Source organism: Microbispora cellulosiformans, from assembly GCF_008728085.1.
Taxonomy (GTDB): Bacteria; Actinomycetota; Actinomycetes; order Streptosporangiales; family Streptosporangiaceae; genus Microbispora; species Microbispora amethystogenes.
This window is the reverse complement of the sequence record NZ_VYTZ01000001.1, coordinates 864,931-879,747: the sequence shown is the minus strand read 5'-3', so window position 1 is coordinate 879,747 and position 14,817 is coordinate 864,931. Positions and strand designations below refer to the sequence as shown.

Below are 14,817 nucleotides of genomic sequence, written 5' to 3'. Positions count from 1 at the left end.
CGGGAGATCAGCCGCGGTTCGCGGTGGTGGCGCGGGAGCGGCCGGCCGTGGTCCGCTTTCCTGTGGTGGTCCCGGTGGTGGCCTGGGCGGCGATCGCCGGCTCGGCGGTCTCCGAGACCTCGGTGAGCTCCAGCGCGGCCTCACCGCTCACCCGGCTGACGACCTTGCGGCCACGGGTGGCGAGGTCGTCGTACAGCCGGTTGATCTGGGTGGCGGCGGCGTCGGCGTAGCCCTTGGCCTTCTCCGGCAGCTCACGCGCGACGGTCTCGGCCCTGTCCTGCACGGTGAAGGCGTAGGCGCGGGCCTTCTCCGGCAGCTCACGCGCGACGGTCTCGGCCCTGTCCTGCACCGTGGAGGCGTAGGCGCGGGCCTTCTCCACGGCGAAGTCGCCGGCCCCGGTCAGGGCGTAGAACGGCTTGCTCTCGGTGATCTTCTTGGCCTGGGTGACGATGGTGGTCATGGGTTATCCTTCCTGCGAATCCGGCGTCAAGCCGTCACGCGAGGGAACCGGGTCGTCCCCGAGATGCGCAGCCGATTGCGGCGGTTGCGCGGCGCCGGCCCGGTTCTCCTTGCGGAACGACTCGTAGATATCGATGAGCACCTGGCGTTGCCGCGAGGTGAGCGCCACGTCGGCCCGGATCGCGGCCAGCACGTCGCTGTGCGGCTCGCGGTCCTCGATGAGGCCGGCCTGGACGTACAGCGCCTGGGCGGAGATGTGCAGACCCTTGGCGATCTGGTTCAGTATCTCCGCGCTCGGCTTGCGCAAGCCCCGTTCGACCTGGCTCAGGTAAGGGTTCGACACGCCTGCCTGCGCGGCGAGCTGGCGGAGTGAGATCTTCGCCTGCTGCCGCTGCTGGCGGATGTACTCACCGAGCGAGCCGACCTTGGGCAGTTCCATGTCCCCAGTCTGCATCGCACTGCTTGCAATTGCAAACTCGATGGCTAACTTCAGCTAACACCCAAGCATGCGCAAGGAAACGGTCGAGCCGGGAAGCGGTCTCAGCCGGGGAGCAGCCAGAGCAGCGGCGCGCTGGTCGCGAGCACCACCGACCCGGTCAGGATCAGGAAGCGCTGCGCGGGGGGAAGGGCCACCTCGGGACGCACGAGCCGGTCGACCCTGGCCATCACGCCCGACGACGCGGACGCGCCGAGCGCGCCCTGCGGGGTGGGCAGCGCGGCCGAGGTGCCGAACCGCAGCAGGGCCGTGGCCAGCCTGCGCGGGCAGCAGCGCCGGCGGGCGCGGTCGTCGGCGGCCATCTCGATCAGCAGCTCGACCGACGCCTGCGCGTCGCGGACCAGCTTCGACCACGGCAGGGCGCGGCGCAGGGCGGCGAACGGCAGCAGCACCAGGTCGTGGCGTTCGCGCACGTGCGCGGCCTCGTGGGCGAGCACGGCCTCCAGCTCGGCGGACGACAGCAGGTGCAGAGTGCCGTCGCTGATCACGACCTGCGACTTCAGCCCGGGCAGGCAGTAGGCGGCGGCGCCGGGGAAGTCGACCACCCGCACGCCGGGCACGGCCGGTTCGTCCCTGGCCACCAGCGCGAGCAGCAGCCGGTGCCTGCGGCGGGCCCGCAGCGTCTGCGCCCCCGCCGCGAGCGGCAGGGCCACCAGCACCGTGAGCAGGGACAGGCCCGCGACCAGCGCGGCCAGCCGGATCGCGTCGTACGGGTCGCGCACGCTGGAGCCCACACTCGCCAGGAAGCCCGCCAGGAACTCGGCCAGGCCGTGCACGACCCCCTTGCCGTACGGGCCGAGGGCGAAGGCGAGCAGGGCGCCGGTGGAGGCGAGGCCCCAGGTCACCCCGAGCGACTGCCACAGCAGGATCGCCGTGCGCGGGGCACGCCAGGTCCAGCGCGCGAAGGTCAGCCGCCACGCGGCCAGCGCGCAGGTCGTCGCGAGCGCGGCTAGGACCGCCGCCGCGATCACTCTTCCCCCAGCTCCGTGAGCGCTTTCCGGAGAATCTCGGCCTCGGTCCCGGAGACGGCCCGGGCGAAGCGGGTCAGCGCCGCGTCCCGGTCGCCGGTCATGTCGAGGGCTTCGAGCATGAGCTCGGCGACGTACGCGTCGCGGCTCGCGGCGGGCTGGTAGCGCCAGGCGCGTCCGTCCCGGGTGCGGGTGAGGAACCCCTTCCGGGACAGCCGGTCGAGCACGGTCATCACGGTCGTCGGCGCGAGGTCGCGGTCCTCGATGAGACGCCCGACCTCGCGGGCGGTGAGCGGTGCGTTCTCCGCCCAGAGGATGTCCATGATGCTGCGTTCGAGCTCTCCCAGTCCCTTCACACCTCCAAGGCTACCTGGGGTAGTACTACGTCCTGTAGAGAGGTGACGCACATGGACATCGTTCTGGTCGAGGGAGACATCACCGAGCAGCGGGTCGACGCGGTCGTCAACGCGGCCAACTCGTCCCTGCTGGGCGGCGGAGGCGTGGACGGGGCCATCCACCGGCGCGGCGGCCCCGCGATTCTGGAGGAGTGCCGGGCGCTGCGCGCCTCCCGGTACGCGGGAGGACTGCCCGCCGGGCAGGCCGTCGAGACCACCGCCGGACGGCTGCCCGCCCGATGGGTGATCCACACGGTCGGGCCCGTGTACTCGCGGGGTGAGGACCGATCCCATCTGCTGGCCTCCTGCTATCGGGAGTCGCTGGCCGTCGCCGACCGGCTGGGCGCCGCCACCGTGGCCTTCCCCGCCATCTCCACGGGGGTCTACCGGTGGCCGATGGAGGACGCCGCCCGCATCGCGCTGACCACCGTACGGATGACCACAGCGCGGCAGGCCGCCTCCACCGTCCGCGAGGTGCGGTTCGTACTGTTCAGTAATGCAGCCTATGCCGCGTTCGAGACCGCTCTCGCGGAGTCGCCCTGAGCGTCGGGCCGGAGTTCACAGCCACCTGATCATGTAGATCTCGTCCCGCTCGTCGCCAGGGGCCAGCCGGATCGAGCGGGGCACCCGGCCGACCTCCTGGTAGCCCGCGCTCGCGTAGAAGGCGTCCACTCCGGTGCCGCCGCGGCAGGTGAGCTGCAGCGCCTCCAGGCCGATGGACCGCGCGGCGTCGTCGGCCGCGCGCAGCAGGGCCCGGCCGTACCCCCTGCCCTGGTGCTTGGGGTGGACCATGACCCGCAGCACCCACCGCCAGTGCGCCCGCAGGAGCGAGTCGTTGTCGGCCAGGATGAGCCAGGCGGCGACCTCGCCGTCGTCGCCGAACCCGGCGAGGAGGCGGTCCGGGGCCGCCGGGCCGCCGCCGGAGCGGGTGCGGGCGAACGCCTTCTCCGCCGTCGGCCTGATGACGTCGGGCGTCACGGGAGGCACGAAGCCCACGGCGCCGTCCGCGTTGGTCACCTCCGCCCAGCAGTGCAGGAGCTGCTCGAAAAGCTCGGGGGTCATCTCCGGGTCGAGGACGAAACGCATGGCCCGGACGTTACCAACCGCCGGAGGAGCCGACGGGGGAGACGCCGCTCCAGGGAAGGGTCAGCTCGCCGAGCCGCCACCGTCCCGGGCCTCCCGTCGGCGGCAGGGTCTCCACAGGCCAGTCCCGCGCCACCAGCTCGGCCGCTTTGATCCAGCGCTGCCGGGCGCCGTACGCGCCGAAGGGGGCGCAGGTCGCCCAGGCGCGGTCCCAGTCCGCCAGGAACGCGTGCACCGGCTGCCCGGGCACGTTGCGGTGGATCAGCGTCTTGGGCAGCCGTTCGGCCAGGTCGGACGGCCGCCCGAAGCCGGTGAAGCGAGCCGCGAAGGTCAGCGTCCGCGGCCCCTCGGCGCCGAGCGCCACCCAGGTCGCGCGGTGGCCGATCTCCGAGCAGGTGCCCTCGACGACCACTCCCGAGGGGTGCAGGCCGGCGCGGAGCAGGTCCCAGTGCGCCCACGCCTCGTCCTCGCCGTACTGCCTCAGCACGTTGAACGCGCGGACGATCAGCGGCGGGCGGGGGACCGGCAGCTCGAAACCGCCCCTGACGAACGACAGCCCCTCCCGCTCGTACGGCCTGGCCGCCGCGACCCGCCCGGGGTCGATCTCCACGCCCACCACCTCGACCACCGGGCAGACCCGGCGCAGCCGGGTGAACAGCTCGGTCGTCGTGACGTGGGACGCGCCGTAGCCGAGGTCGACCACCAGCGGCGGCGCCGTCCCCGCGCGGCCCGAGCGCAGCAGCGGGCCGTACACGGCGGCGATCCAGCGGTCGCAGCGGCGCAGCCGGTTGTGCCCGGTGGTGCCGCGGGTGACCGCCCCGACGGGCCGTCCGGGCCGGGCCGGCCTCATGACCCGGACGTGACCCGGTGCACCTTGTGCTGGGCGGCCTGGGCCCGGGGCCGCACGACCAGCCGGTCGATGTTCACGTGGGCCGGGCGGGTCACCGCGAAGGCGATCACGTCGGCGATGTCGTCCGCGGTCAGGGGATCGGGGACGCCCTCGTACAGCTTGGCCGCCCGCTCGGCGTCGCCGCCGAACCGGGTCAGGGCGAACTCGTCGGTCTTCACCATGCCCGGGGCGACCTCGACCACCCGCACCGGCTCGCCGCACAGCTCCAGGCGGAGGGTCTCGGTCATCGCGCTCTGCGCGTGCTTGGCCGCGCAGTAGCCGCCGCCTCCCTCGTACGACACGAAGGCGGCCGTCGAGGTGAGCATCACGAGCACGCCGTCACCCGACGCGACGAGCTTCGGCAGCAGCGCCCTGGTCACCCGCAGGGCGCCGAGCACGTTCACGTCGTACATCCGCTGCCAGTCGTCCACCCGTGCCTCGGCCACCGGCTCCAGCCCGAACGCGCCGCCCGCGTTGTTCACCAGGACGTCGCAGCGGTCGAGCGAGCCGGCCAGCGCGTCCACCGACGCCTGGTCGGTCACGTCGAGCGTCACCGCGCGGACGCCCGGCACCTCGGCCGCCAGCGCGTCGAGCCGGTCCCGCCGCCGCGCCGCGGCCACCACCCGGTATCCCTCCGCGGCGAGCCGCCGGGCCGTCGCCTCGCCGATGCCGCTGCTCGCGCCGGTCACCAGCGCGGTCCTGAGCCCCGGACCGGTCACCGTCGGATCGGTCATCGTCACCGCCATCCTCCCTCCACGCCGCACTTCTGAGCGTCCCCGGGCACCCGGGTCCAGCCACGGGTCCAGCCACGGGTGCAGCCGCCATCCTCTCAGGGCCCCCGGTGCTCACACCTGTCGGGGAATCCGGTGATGATTTTGGTGGTTGTAAGCCTTTCGGAGGTGGTTCGGGTGTCGGTCTTTCGGCGTCGGGTCAACCGCGTCGCGACCATAAGCGTGCACACGTCCCCGCTTGACCAGCCGGGCACGGGCGACGCGGGCGGCATGAACGTCTACATCGTCGAGGTCGCCAAGCGGCTCGCCGCGCTCGGCATCGAGGTCGAGATCTTCACGCGGCGCACCGCGCGCGATCTGCCCCCGGAGGCCGAGCTGAGCCCCGGCGTGCTGGTCCGTCACGTCACGGCGGGGCCGTACGAGGAGCTCGGCCGCGCCGACCTTCCCGGACAGCTGTGCGGCTTCCTGTCCGGCGTCCTGCGCACCGAGGCGATGTACGACCCCGGCCGCTACGACGTGATCCACTCCCACTACTGGCTGTCCGGCCAGGTGGGCTGGCTGGCCAAGGAACGCTGGGGCGTGCCGCTCGTGCACACCATGCACACGATGGCCAAGGTCAAGAACGCCCTGCTCGCGGAGGGCGACAAGCCCGAGCCGGCGATGCGGGTGCTGGGCGAGGAGCAGGTCGTGGAGGTCGCCGACCGCCTGGTCGCCAACACCGCCGCCGAGGCGGAGGAACTGATCGACCTCTACAAGGCGCCGCGTGAGCGCGTGGCCGTGGTCAACCCCGGCGTGAACCTCGCCGTCTTCCAGCCCGCGTCGAAGGGCGCCGCCCGGCGCCGCCTCGGCCTGCCGCGGGACGCGCACGTGCTGCTGTTCGTGGGCCGCATCCAGCCGCTCAAGGCCCCCGACGTGCTGCTCAGGGCCGCCGCCCGGATGCTCGTCGAGGACCCCTCGCTGCGGTCGCGGCTCGTCGTCGCCTGCGTCGGCGGACCCAGCGGCAACGGCCTCGCCCGTCCCGCGCTGCTCAGCGACCTCGCCGCCGAGCTCGGCATCTCCGACGTCGTACGGCTCGCGCCGCCCGCCCCGCAGCAGGAGCTCGCCGACTGGTACCGGGCCGCCGACGTGACCGTCGTGCCCTCGCACAACGAGTCGTTCGGGCTGGTGGCGCTGGAGTCGCAGGCGTGCGGCACCCCCGTCGTCGCGGCGGCGGTCGGCGGGCTGCGCACCGCCGTCCGGGACGGCGTGTCCGGCGTACTGGTCGACGGGCACGACCCGCACGACTGGGCGCGGGAGCTGGGCCTGCTGACCGGGCGTCCCGACCGGCTCGCCGCGCTCGCCGCCAACGCCGTGGAGCACGCGACCGCCTTCGGCTGGTCGGCGACCGCCGCCCGCCTCGCCGAGGTCTACGCCGGCGCCAAGGCCCAGCTCCACCGGACCCCCATCGCGGTCAGCTCGTAGGAGTGTTGAAAAAGGGCTGCCCGTCGCGAGCGGGGATCCAGGTGGATGCATCGCAAGGCGGAGGAGGAGCTCGTAGCCGGAGGCTACGGGCGACGACGACAACGCAGCGAGGCGCCGCCTGGGCCACGCGCAGCAGGGCATGGCTTTTGAAACACGACTTAGGGTGGCGGGATGAGAACCGAGCTCGAAGCCGTGATCGAGTCGGCGCTGGAGTCCGCCGAGCTGTCCTACGAACAGCCCAGACCGGGCGCGTTCCTGGTGAAGCTGCCGGGCCGGCACAAGCTCGCCACCATGACCTGGCTCGTCGTCGGCGACCAGGCGCTGACCGTCGAGGCGTTCTTCTGCCGGCAGCCGGACGAGAACCACGCCGAGTTCTACCGATGGCTGCTGCACAAGAACGGCTCGATGTACGGCGTCCACTTCGCCGTCGACGCCGTGGGCGACGTGCACCTGGTCGGCCGGCTGCCGCTCGGCGCGGTCACCGGCGAGGAGATCGACCGCATCCTCGGCTGCGTGCTCACCTACTCCGACGAGTCGTTCGACCGTGCTCTCGAGCTGGGCTTCGCGTCGTCCATCAGGCGCGAGTGGGAGTGGCGGGTCAAGCGCGGCGAGTCGCTGGCGAACCTCCAGGCCTTCGCCCGGGTCGTCGACTCCTGACCAACGGGCCGTCAACCGTACGCCGATAGGATTGGCCGCATGGCTACTTTGGTGCTGCTGCGGCACGGTGAGAGCGAATGGAACGTCAAGGGCCTGTTCACCGGTTGGGTGGACGTCACCCTCTCGCCGACCGGCGAGGAGGAGGCGCGGCGCGGCGGGCAGCTGCTCCTCGAGGCCGGCATCCGGCCCGACGTGGTGCACACCTCGGTGCTCACCCGGGCCATCAGGACCGCGAACATCGCCCTTGAGGCGGCCGACCTGCTGTGGCTCCCGGTGAAGCGCTCCTGGCGGCTCAACGAGCGCCACTACGGCGCGCTCCAGGGCAAGGACAAGGCGCAGACCCGCGCCGAGTTCGGCGACGAGCAGTTCATGCTGTGGCGCCGGTCGTACGACGTGCCGCCGCCGCCGATCGCCGACGACGACGAGTACTCCCAGCTCGGTGATGGCCGCTACTCGCTGCTGCCGTCGGAGCTGGTGCCGCGCACCGAGTGCCTCAAGGATGTCGTCGGCCGGATGCTGCCGTACTGGTATGACGAGATCGTCCCCGACCTGACCGGCGGCCGCACCGTGCTGGTCGTCGCGCACGGCAACTCCCTGCGCGCGCTGGTCAAGCACCTGGAGGGCATCAGCGACGAGGACATCGCGGGCCTGAACATCCCCACCGGCATCCCGCTTCGCTACGAGCTCGACGACGACTTCCGCCCGGTCGGCAAGGGCGAGTACCTCGACCCCGCCGCCGCCGCGGCCGCCATCGAGGCCGTCGCCAACCAGGGCAAGAAGTAACCCCCACATCCGTCACCACGGCCGCGCTCCTCCCGAGGGGCGCGGCCGTGTCCGTGTGTGCGACAGCGGACGTGCGCGCCCCGAGCCCGCCGTGCCGGAGGCGCGGCAAGACAGCACAGCGGCGCGGCCTACTTGTAGACGACGGTCTTCTTCGCCCTGCCGGGGAAGACCTCGACCAGGATCCGTACGGCGCCGTCGGGGGGATAGGGCACCTGGGTGACGAGCTCGCGGCCGCGCAGGTGGACCCTGACCCGGTAGGAGCCCGGTCCGCGCCTGGTGAGCCCCTTCAGTCTCTTTCCGTAGCCGTCGACGAGCTCCAGGGAGCCGGTCGGGCTCTCGTACGCCACCTCGATCACCTCCTCCCAGCCTCTGGTCTCCACGGGCGGGCGCCGGGTGTAGGACTCGACGGTCACGCAGGCGTGCCCGACCTCGTCGGCGGCCCAGATCGCGAGTGCGCCCCGGTCGCTTCCCACCAGGTTCCGCACCAGGTCCGGGGCACTGCCCTCGTAGCCGTCCTCCCAGCCGTCGATGGTCCAGAACTCGGTCCACATCGTGGCCCGGCGCTGCCGTACGGGCCTGGTCTCGGGCCGGTGCCGCGGCAGCGCCGCGCACACCTTCTCCTTCCCGGCGACGTACGCGTCCGACTCCGCCTGTTGCCGATCTTCCTCCGCCTGCCGCGCGCCGGCCACGGCCGGGCACAGGATCGCGAGCTTGCCCGCCAGGGACGCCTCGGGGGCCTCCTGGACGGCCCGCGCGCCGAGGTCGCCTCCGTGCCGGGTCGCCAGCGCGCACAGGTGCCGCCCCTGAGCCAGGACGACCTCGTCCGTGACCTCGTCCCACTCCTCGACAGGGGAGCCGTACGTGGGGTCGGTCGGGAGGCCGTGGCCGCGGACCGCGCAGAGGAAGCGCCGTTCCGCCGTGGTGAGCCCCTTGACGGTGCCGTCGCCGAATCCGGCGCAGTCGAGTTCCGAATCGGTGCTCACTCTGCCGAGGGCGGCCGACCCCGCCGGAAGCAGGACGACCGCGGCCACCGCCAGGGCGGCGGCCGCCGAACGGGCGACCGGGCCGCGCCGTGCGAACCCGCGCCGGGGAACCCGTACGGCGAGCAGCACGAGCAGCGGCGGAAGGGAGTCGTAGAGCCCCCACCCGACCTGCGAGTAGAACACTTCGGGCGGTCCCCACTGCTGCGCGCACCCGGGGCCGAGGGCGGCGTCCAGCGTGGGGAGCAGGAACCCGGGGAAGTGGAGGACGAGCAGCACGACGGCGACGCAACGGCCGATGATCCTGCCGAGCCGGAGCCGCCCCCTCCGGACGCTGAGCCACCAGCCCGCGAAGCCCAGGACGACCAGCGGGGCTCCGTCGGTCGCGAGGAGGGGGAAGCCGATGACCGGGTACGCCGGGAAATAGACAAGGTCATAGATCTCCCACCCCGGGCAGGAGCTCCCGAACGAGACCGTCGAGAAGAAGCCTTCGGTCTCGCCGCCGGTCAGGATCGACGCGACCCAGAAGTAGAGGGTGGGAGCCGTCGCGGTCAGCACCGCCGCCGCCCAGAGGACCCATGATCGTCTCGGCACGGGAGCGCAGACTACGCGACCGGTGCGACAGAACGGATGCGAGAGCCCCGGCCCCCCGAGGACCGGGGCTTTCGCGGCTTCTGTACGCCGTCCCCCGTACGCTGTGGCGCGTCAGCCGGTGAGGGCGTCCGTGTCGCGGGTGCCCGTGACGAGGTACACCACGTCGCGGGCGACGCGTACGGCGTGGTCGGCGTACCGCTCGTAGTAGCGGCCCGCCAGCGTGATGTCGATCGCGGCCTCGATGCCGTGCTCCCAGTCCTTGGAGAGCAGGACGCGGAACAGGCGGCGGTGACGGCGGTCCATGGCGTCGTCGTCCTCCTCCAGCTCCTTGGCGAGGTCGATGTCGCGGGAGGCGATGCAGCTGCCCGCCTTGGTGATCAGGTTCTCGGCGATGGCGCCCATCTCGACGAACGTCTCGCGCAGTTCGGCCGGGATGGCCGACTCGGGGTGGCGCATCCGCGCCAGCTTGGCGATGTGCTCGGCCAGGTCGCCCATCCGCTCCAGGTCGGCGGCCATCCGCAGCGCCGTGATGACGGTGCGCAGGTCGACCGCCACCGGCTGCTGGGTGGCCATCAGTTCGTAGATCGAGGTTTCCAGCTCCATGTGCAGCCGGTCGACCTCGGCGTCCTGGGCGATGACGCTCTCCGCCAGCTGCAGGTCGGAGTCGAGCAGGGCGGTCGTCCCCCTCGACATGGCCGACCGCACCAGGCGTGTCATCTCCACCAGGCGGTCGGTCAGACCGGCCAGCTCTTCGTGATAGGCGTCGCGCATGGCCGCCACGCTACGCGCGCGCCGATGAACGAATTTCGACCGCCGGATGAACTTTTCCGGAAACAGAAGAGTCGTGCCTGGTCGGACAGGTGGAGGAACACGAAATGCCGCCTAGGCTGCTGAATGTGAACGAGTTGCTGGCGAGCCTGGCGGCGATGGGCGGATTCGTCCTCGGCTCCTTCGTCATGCTCGCGATCCGACGGCAGACGTACAAGCCACCCGAGCCGGACCCGGTGGACGACACCCTGCCTCCGGGCGTGGCGTCGGTGCTGGCCGTGCTGCCCTCCTCGGCGGTCGTGCTCGACCGCGAGGACCGGGTGCTGCGCGCGAGCTCGGCGGCGCGTGCCTTCGGCCTTGTACGCGGAGAGTCGCTGATGGCCGCCGAACTGCTCGCGCTGGCCCGGAAGGTCCGCCGGGACGGTGAGATCCGCGAGAGCGAGATCGAGACCGCCGGGCGCAAGTTCGGGCAGGAGTCCACGTCGTTCGCGGTCCGGGTGGCCCCGCTGGGCTCCCACGGGCAGGTGCTCGTGCTCGCCGAGGACCAGACCGAGCGCCAGCGGGTCGAGGCCGTACGCCGGGACTTCGTGGCCAACGTCAGCCACGAGCTGAAGACGCCGGTCGGCGCGCTGAGCCTGCTCGCCGAGACCATAGAGGACGCCGCCGACGACCCCGAGGCCGTCAAGAGGTTCTCCGGCCGGATGCAGCACGAGGCCGCCCGGCTGACCTACCTGGTGCAGGACCTCATCACGCTGTCGCGGATCCAGGGCGGCGAGCCCATCCCCGCGCCGGAGCAGGTGCCGGTGGACGAGACGGTCCACGAGGCCATCGACCGGTGCAACACCAAGGCGGCGGCGAAGGACATCACGCTGGTGGCGGGCGGCACCGAGGGGCTCAAGGTCTGGGGCGACGAGGAGCTTCTCGTCACCGCCCTGCGCAACCTCATCGACAACGCCGTCGCCTACAGCCCCGAGCACACCCGGGTCGTCATCAGCGCCAGGCCGGCCGGGAACGCCGTCGAGGTGAGCGTGAGCGACCAGGGCATCGGCATCCCCGAGAGCGCCCAGGAACGCATCTTCGAGCGGTTCTTCCGCGTCGACGCGGCGCGGTCGCGGGCCACCGGCGGCACCGGGCTGGGGCTCGCGATAGTCAAACACGTGGCCGGCGCCCACGGGGGCGAGGTCACCGTGTGGAGCAAGGAAGGCTCCGGATCCACCTTCACGCTTCGCCTTCCCGCGTTCGGCGGTCAGGCGGTCCCCGTACCAAGCACGACCATCCCCCAGGAGGCCGCTAAATGACTCGGGTACTCGTCGTCGAGGACGAGGAGTCGTTCTCGGACGCCCTGTCGTACATGCTCAGGAAGGAGGGGTTCGAGGTCGCCGTGGCGGCCACCGGCCCCGAAGCCCTGGAGACGTTCGACCGCAACGGAGCCGATCTCGTCCTGCTCGACCTGATGCTGCCGGGCCTGCCCGGAACCGAGGTCTGCCGCTCGCTCCGGCAGCGGTCCAAGGTGCCCGTCATCATGCTGACGGCCAAGGACAGTGAGATCGACAAGGTCGTCGGCCTGGAGCTGGGCGCCGACGACTACGTGACCAAGCCGTTCTCGTCCCGCGAGCTGGTGGCGCGCATCCGCGCGGTGCTGCGCCGGCAGGGCGACGTCGAGGAGATGGAGTCGGCGGTGCTGACCGGCGGGCCGGTCCGCATGGACGTCGACCGGCACATCGTGGCCGTGCGCGGCCGGCAGGTGCAGCTTCCGCTCAAGGAGTTCGAGCTGCTGGAGGTCCTGCTGCGCAACGCCGGGCGGGTGCTCACCCGCGGCCAGCTCATCGACCGGGTCTGGGGCGCCGACTACGTGGGCGACACCAAGACGCTCGACGTGCACGTCAAGCGGCTGCGCGCCAAGGTCGAGGCCGACCCGTCCAACCCCCGCTGCATCCTGACCGTACGCGGCCTGGGCTACAAGTTCGACCCGGCCGAGGAGTGATCCGTACGGCATGAGCCCCTGTCCGGTCGCGGACAGGGGCTCTCGTGTTGCCGCTCAGGGGCGCCTCCGGGGGCCTCACCCGGCAGGGGCGCTCGGGGAGCCGGAGGGCGCGGCCTGGCCGGCCTCGGGCAGCGTGGCGTCCGCCGGCGCCGGGCTCTCGCCCGCCGGGGCCGAGGCCGTCGGCGTGGGCGTCGTCTGCGGAGCCGGGGACAGCGTGGCGTACTCCCGGCTGCGGGTGACGACGGGTGCGACGACCGGGATGTCGCCGGCCTTCTCGAACCGCAGCGTGAGCTGGATGGTCTCGCCGCCGCGCAGCGGCGTCTTCAGCCCCTCGACCGTGACGCCGGTGGTCTTGGCGAGCGTGCCGGGCTCCAGCGCGATGGGGCTCGGCACCTTCGCCGAGGTGGCCTTCTGCTCCTCGGGCACGATGCCGACGAGCTGGTCCGCGGCCCCCGTGCCGTTCAGGACGGTGAGGTGGATCGGCGCCGATCCGCCGGCGGCGATCTGCTCGCCGGAGTCCGGCCCGAGGATGAACGCCTGCGGGATCTTGATGCCGTTCATGCCGTAGGCCTGGCCGGAACCGCCATCGGAGATGAGGACCCCGGCCTCGCCGGGGGCGTACGGCACGTTGGTGTTGGCGTCGAAACCGGCGCCACACGCGGCCAGCGCAGGGATGGCGGCGGCGAGGAGCGCGGCAACGGCGATCGCCCTGCGACGGCTGCTGCTGGTCACGGTACGAGGTCTCCTTGGTACGCACGTGTATGGGCAGCAATCACCTTATCCGCGCCGGTCTCCGGTCCGGCGTCGGCTCCCGCCCGTGACCCGTAGCACCGCAGGTCACCCCTTGTGTCGCATAGGCCCATTCACAGAGTGGATGGCTTGTCAAGCCCCAAAACGAGGCTTTGACCTGCAGTTATGTTTCTTTCACTGTTCCGGGAGGCGGGAACCGCGTGGTACTCTGGAGTACAGCGGAAGGGGTACTCGTCACATGACTTTCCAGGTCGGCGACACTGTCGTCTACCCCCACCATGGGGCTGCTCGGATCGAGGCCATCACGACCCGAACCATCAAGGGTGAGGAAAAGACCTACCTGGTGCTCAAGGTCGACAAGGGCGACCTGACCGTACAGGTACCAGCAGAGAATGCCGAGCTCGTCGGGGTGCGCGACGTCGTCGGCCAAGAAGGACTCGAGCGGGTCTTCGACGTGCTGCGCATGCCGCACACGGAGGAGCCCACCAACTGGTCCCGCCGCTACAAGGCCAACCTTGAGAAGCTGGCGTCGGGAGACGTCAACAAGGTGGCCGAAGTCGTGCGCGACCTGTGGCGGCGCGACAAGGAGCGCGGCCTGTCCGCCGGTGAGAAGCGCATGCTCGCCAAGGCGCGCCAGATCCTCGTCAGCGAGCTCGCGCTGGCCGAGAAGACCAACGAGGACAAGGCCGAGGCCCTGCTCGACGAGGTGCTCAACTCCTGAACATGACATTGCCAAGGGTGGGCGTCGGAGTCGACGTCCACCCTTTCGCTTCGGGAAGAGATCTTCATCTCGCCGGGCTGTTCTGGCCGGGCGAGACCGGGCTGGCCGGCCACTCGGACGGTGACGCGGCGGCCCACGCGTGCTGCGACGCGCTGCTGTCGGCGGCCGGGCTCGGAGACGTCGGCGCGCTCTTCGGGACCGCCGACCCCCGCTGGGCCGGCGCCCCGGGCGTCACGCTCCTGGAGGAGGCTGCACGGCAGGTGCGGGCGGCCGGTTTCGAGATCGGCAACCTGGCGGTGCAGATCATCGGGAACCGGCCGAAGGTCGCACCCCGCCGCGCGGAGGCGGAGAAGGCCCTGGGGGCCGCCGCAGGGGCTCTGGTGAGCGTCAGCGCCACCACGACCGACGGTCTCGGGCTCACCGGCAGGGGCGAAGGCATCGCGGCCATCGCGACCGCCCTCATTGTGCCGACGTGAATGTCCCGTTCCAATCGGACATGCCAACCTGATTGAGACCCGGCGCGTCTCACTATCACGTGGGCGGCGGCACGAACCAGGCGCGGAGTCGAGCCGCCGCCCCCTTTTTTTCTTTCGTGGGATGCATATTCCCGTCCCATGGGGTAGCCCACAGTTCGAGGATGAAAGGGTCACCCTCAACGGGAGGTCGATATGACAATCGCATCCATTCTCGGCGCTATCATCGTCGGCGCGATCGTCGGCGCGGTGGGTCGCCTGCTCCTGCCCGGGCGCCAGCCGATCGGTTGGGTCCTGACGATCGTCGTCGGCATCGTCGCGGCCCTCATCGGTACCGCGATCGCCCAGGCCATGGGTGTTGCCACGACGGATGGCATCGACTGGATCGAACTGGTCATGCAGGTCGTACTGGCCGTCGTCGGTGTCGGCATCGTCGCCGGCCTGAAGCGAGGGTCGCGGGTGTAAGGCACTCGCAAGGTAGGGCGGCTCCCGCCCCAATCAACGGTGCAGGCCCGTCCGGCTCCCCAGCCGGGCGGGCCTGCACCGCGTTCGCACCTGGCCCGCACCGTGTTCGCACCTGGCCCGCACCGTGTTCGCACCTGGCCCGCACCGTGTTCGCACCTGG

General features: G+C 71.6%; 19 protein-coding genes. 9 read left to right on the top strand and 10 right to left on the bottom strand.

The features are described 5' to 3' along the window. Positions 1-7: 7 nt before the first annotated feature. The 4 genes from F5972_RS03720 to F5972_RS03705 form a co-directional block, all read right to left on the bottom strand. Positions 8-460, bottom strand: coding sequence for a hypothetical protein (locus tag F5972_RS03720; protein WP_191909923.1), 453 nt, complete (start codon positions 458-460; stop codon positions 8-10). Between the two features lie 3 nt (positions 461-463). Next, entirely contained in the window at positions 464-898 is a 435-nt protein-coding gene (locus F5972_RS03715; RefSeq protein ID WP_150931008.1) for a helix-turn-helix domain-containing protein, read from the bottom strand. Positions 899-999: 101 nt separating this feature from the next. After that, positions 1,000-1,926: a M56 family metallopeptidase gene (locus F5972_RS03710; protein ID WP_150931006.1), complete on the bottom strand. Its 927-nt coding sequence runs from the start codon at positions 1,924-1,926 to the stop codon at positions 1,000-1,002. Further along, positions 1,923-2,279: a BlaI/MecI/CopY family transcriptional regulator gene (locus F5972_RS03705; protein WP_150931004.1), complete on the bottom strand. Its 357-nt coding sequence runs from the start codon at positions 2,277-2,279 to the stop codon at positions 1,923-1,925. Before F5972_RS03705 ends, F5972_RS03710 begins: the two co-directional genes overlap by 4 nt. Positions 2,280-2,330: 51 nt before the next feature. On the opposite strand from F5972_RS03705, the gene F5972_RS03700 reads away from it, so the two are divergent. Further along, complete coding sequence (locus F5972_RS03700) at positions 2,331-2,861, top strand: O-acetyl-ADP-ribose deacetylase (protein ID WP_150931002.1); 531 nt, start codon at positions 2,331-2,333, stop codon at positions 2,859-2,861. 15 nt (positions 2,862-2,876) lie between these two features. On the opposite strand, the gene F5972_RS03695 is transcribed toward F5972_RS03700, so the two are convergent. Genes F5972_RS03695 through F5972_RS03685 form a run of 3 tightly spaced genes read right to left on the bottom strand, consistent with a single transcriptional unit; the run spans position 2,877 to position 5,024 of the window. Continuing rightward, positions 2,877-3,404: a GNAT family N-acetyltransferase gene (locus F5972_RS03695; RefSeq protein ID WP_150931000.1), complete on the bottom strand. Its 528-nt coding sequence runs from the start codon at positions 3,402-3,404 to the stop codon at positions 2,877-2,879. A 10-nt stretch (positions 3,405-3,414) separates the two neighbouring features. Further along, a complete protein-coding gene (locus F5972_RS03690) occupies positions 3,415-4,251 on the bottom strand; it encodes a class I SAM-dependent methyltransferase (RefSeq protein ID WP_150930999.1) in 837 nt (278 codons plus the stop codon). Further along, the gene (locus F5972_RS03685) at positions 4,248-5,024 is read right to left on the bottom strand and encodes an SDR family NAD(P)-dependent oxidoreductase (RefSeq protein ID WP_150931305.1); all 777 of its coding nucleotides are present in this window, start codon (positions 5,022-5,024) and stop codon (positions 4,248-4,250) included. The genes F5972_RS03690 and F5972_RS03685 overlap by 4 nt, the downstream gene beginning before the upstream one ends. Positions 5,025-5,198: 174 nt before the next feature. Here F5972_RS03685 and mshA point away from each other — a divergent pair, with 174 nt between their 5' ends. The 3 genes from mshA to F5972_RS03670 all read left to right on the top strand — a co-directional run bounded on the left by mshA (position 5,199) and on the right by F5972_RS03670 (position 7,922). Continuing rightward, positions 5,199-6,482 carry a D-inositol-3-phosphate glycosyltransferase gene (gene mshA / locus F5972_RS03680; RefSeq protein ID WP_225311125.1) on the top strand — a complete coding sequence of 428 codons (1,284 nt, stop codon included), beginning with the start codon at positions 5,199-5,201 and terminating at the stop codon, positions 6,480-6,482. Between the two features lie 171 nt (positions 6,483-6,653). Beyond that, positions 6,654-7,139: a type III secretion system chaperone family protein gene (locus F5972_RS03675; protein ID WP_150930995.1), complete on the top strand. Its 486-nt coding sequence runs from the start codon at positions 6,654-6,656 to the stop codon at positions 7,137-7,139. Positions 7,140-7,178: 39 nt separating this feature from the next. Continuing rightward, on the top strand, positions 7,179-7,922 hold the full coding sequence (locus tag F5972_RS03670; protein ID WP_138460544.1) for a phosphoglyceromutase: 744 nt from the start codon (positions 7,179-7,181) through the stop codon (positions 7,920-7,922). A 128-nt stretch (positions 7,923-8,050) separates the two neighbouring features. Here F5972_RS03670 and F5972_RS03665 read toward each other — a convergent pair whose 3' ends face one another. Together F5972_RS03665 and phoU are read right to left on the bottom strand one after the other, a co-directional pair. After that, a complete protein-coding gene (locus F5972_RS03665; protein ID WP_150930993.1) occupies positions 8,051-9,496 on the bottom strand; it encodes a hypothetical protein in 1,446 nt (481 codons plus the stop codon). A 111-nt stretch (positions 9,497-9,607) separates the two neighbouring features. Next, entirely contained in the window at positions 9,608-10,267 is a 660-nt protein-coding gene (gene phoU, locus F5972_RS03660) for a phosphate signaling complex protein PhoU (RefSeq protein WP_150930991.1), read from the bottom strand. Positions 10,268-10,371: 104 nt separating this feature from the next. On the opposite strand from phoU, the gene F5972_RS03655 reads away from it, so the two are divergent. Then, a complete protein-coding gene (locus F5972_RS03655; RefSeq protein WP_150930989.1) occupies positions 10,372-11,562 on the top strand; it encodes a sensor histidine kinase in 1,191 nt (396 codons plus the stop codon). Then, positions 11,559-12,248 carry a response regulator transcription factor gene (locus F5972_RS03650; protein ID WP_111697679.1) on the top strand — a complete coding sequence of 230 codons (690 nt, stop codon included), beginning with the start codon at positions 11,559-11,561 and terminating at the stop codon, positions 12,246-12,248. The genes F5972_RS03655 and F5972_RS03650 overlap by 4 nt, the downstream gene beginning before the upstream one ends. 75 nt (positions 12,249-12,323) lie before the next feature. On the opposite strand, the gene F5972_RS03645 is transcribed toward F5972_RS03650, so the two are convergent. Continuing rightward, positions 12,324-12,980 (bottom strand): copper chaperone PCu(A)C, encoded by a 657-nt coding sequence (locus tag F5972_RS03645; RefSeq protein ID WP_191909922.1) that lies wholly within the window; start codon positions 12,978-12,980, stop codon positions 12,324-12,326. A 256-nt stretch (positions 12,981-13,236) separates the two neighbouring features. On the opposite strand from F5972_RS03645, the gene F5972_RS03640 reads away from it, so the two are divergent. From F5972_RS03640 to F5972_RS03630, 3 genes are all read left to right on the top strand, one after another. After that, on the top strand, positions 13,237-13,719 hold the full coding sequence (locus F5972_RS03640) for a CarD family transcriptional regulator (RefSeq protein ID WP_030510364.1): 483 nt from the start codon (positions 13,237-13,239) through the stop codon (positions 13,717-13,719). 2 nt (positions 13,720-13,721) lie between these two features. Next, on the top strand, positions 13,722-14,195 hold the full coding sequence (ispF, locus tag F5972_RS03635) for a 2-C-methyl-D-erythritol 2,4-cyclodiphosphate synthase (protein WP_225311124.1): 474 nt from the start codon (positions 13,722-13,724) through the stop codon (positions 14,193-14,195). 192 nt (positions 14,196-14,387) lie between these two features. Next, positions 14,388-14,657 carry a GlsB/YeaQ/YmgE family stress response membrane protein gene (locus tag F5972_RS03630; protein ID WP_150930987.1) on the top strand — a complete coding sequence of 90 codons (270 nt, stop codon included), beginning with the start codon at positions 14,388-14,390 and terminating at the stop codon, positions 14,655-14,657. Positions 14,658-14,817: the final 160 nt, after the last annotated feature.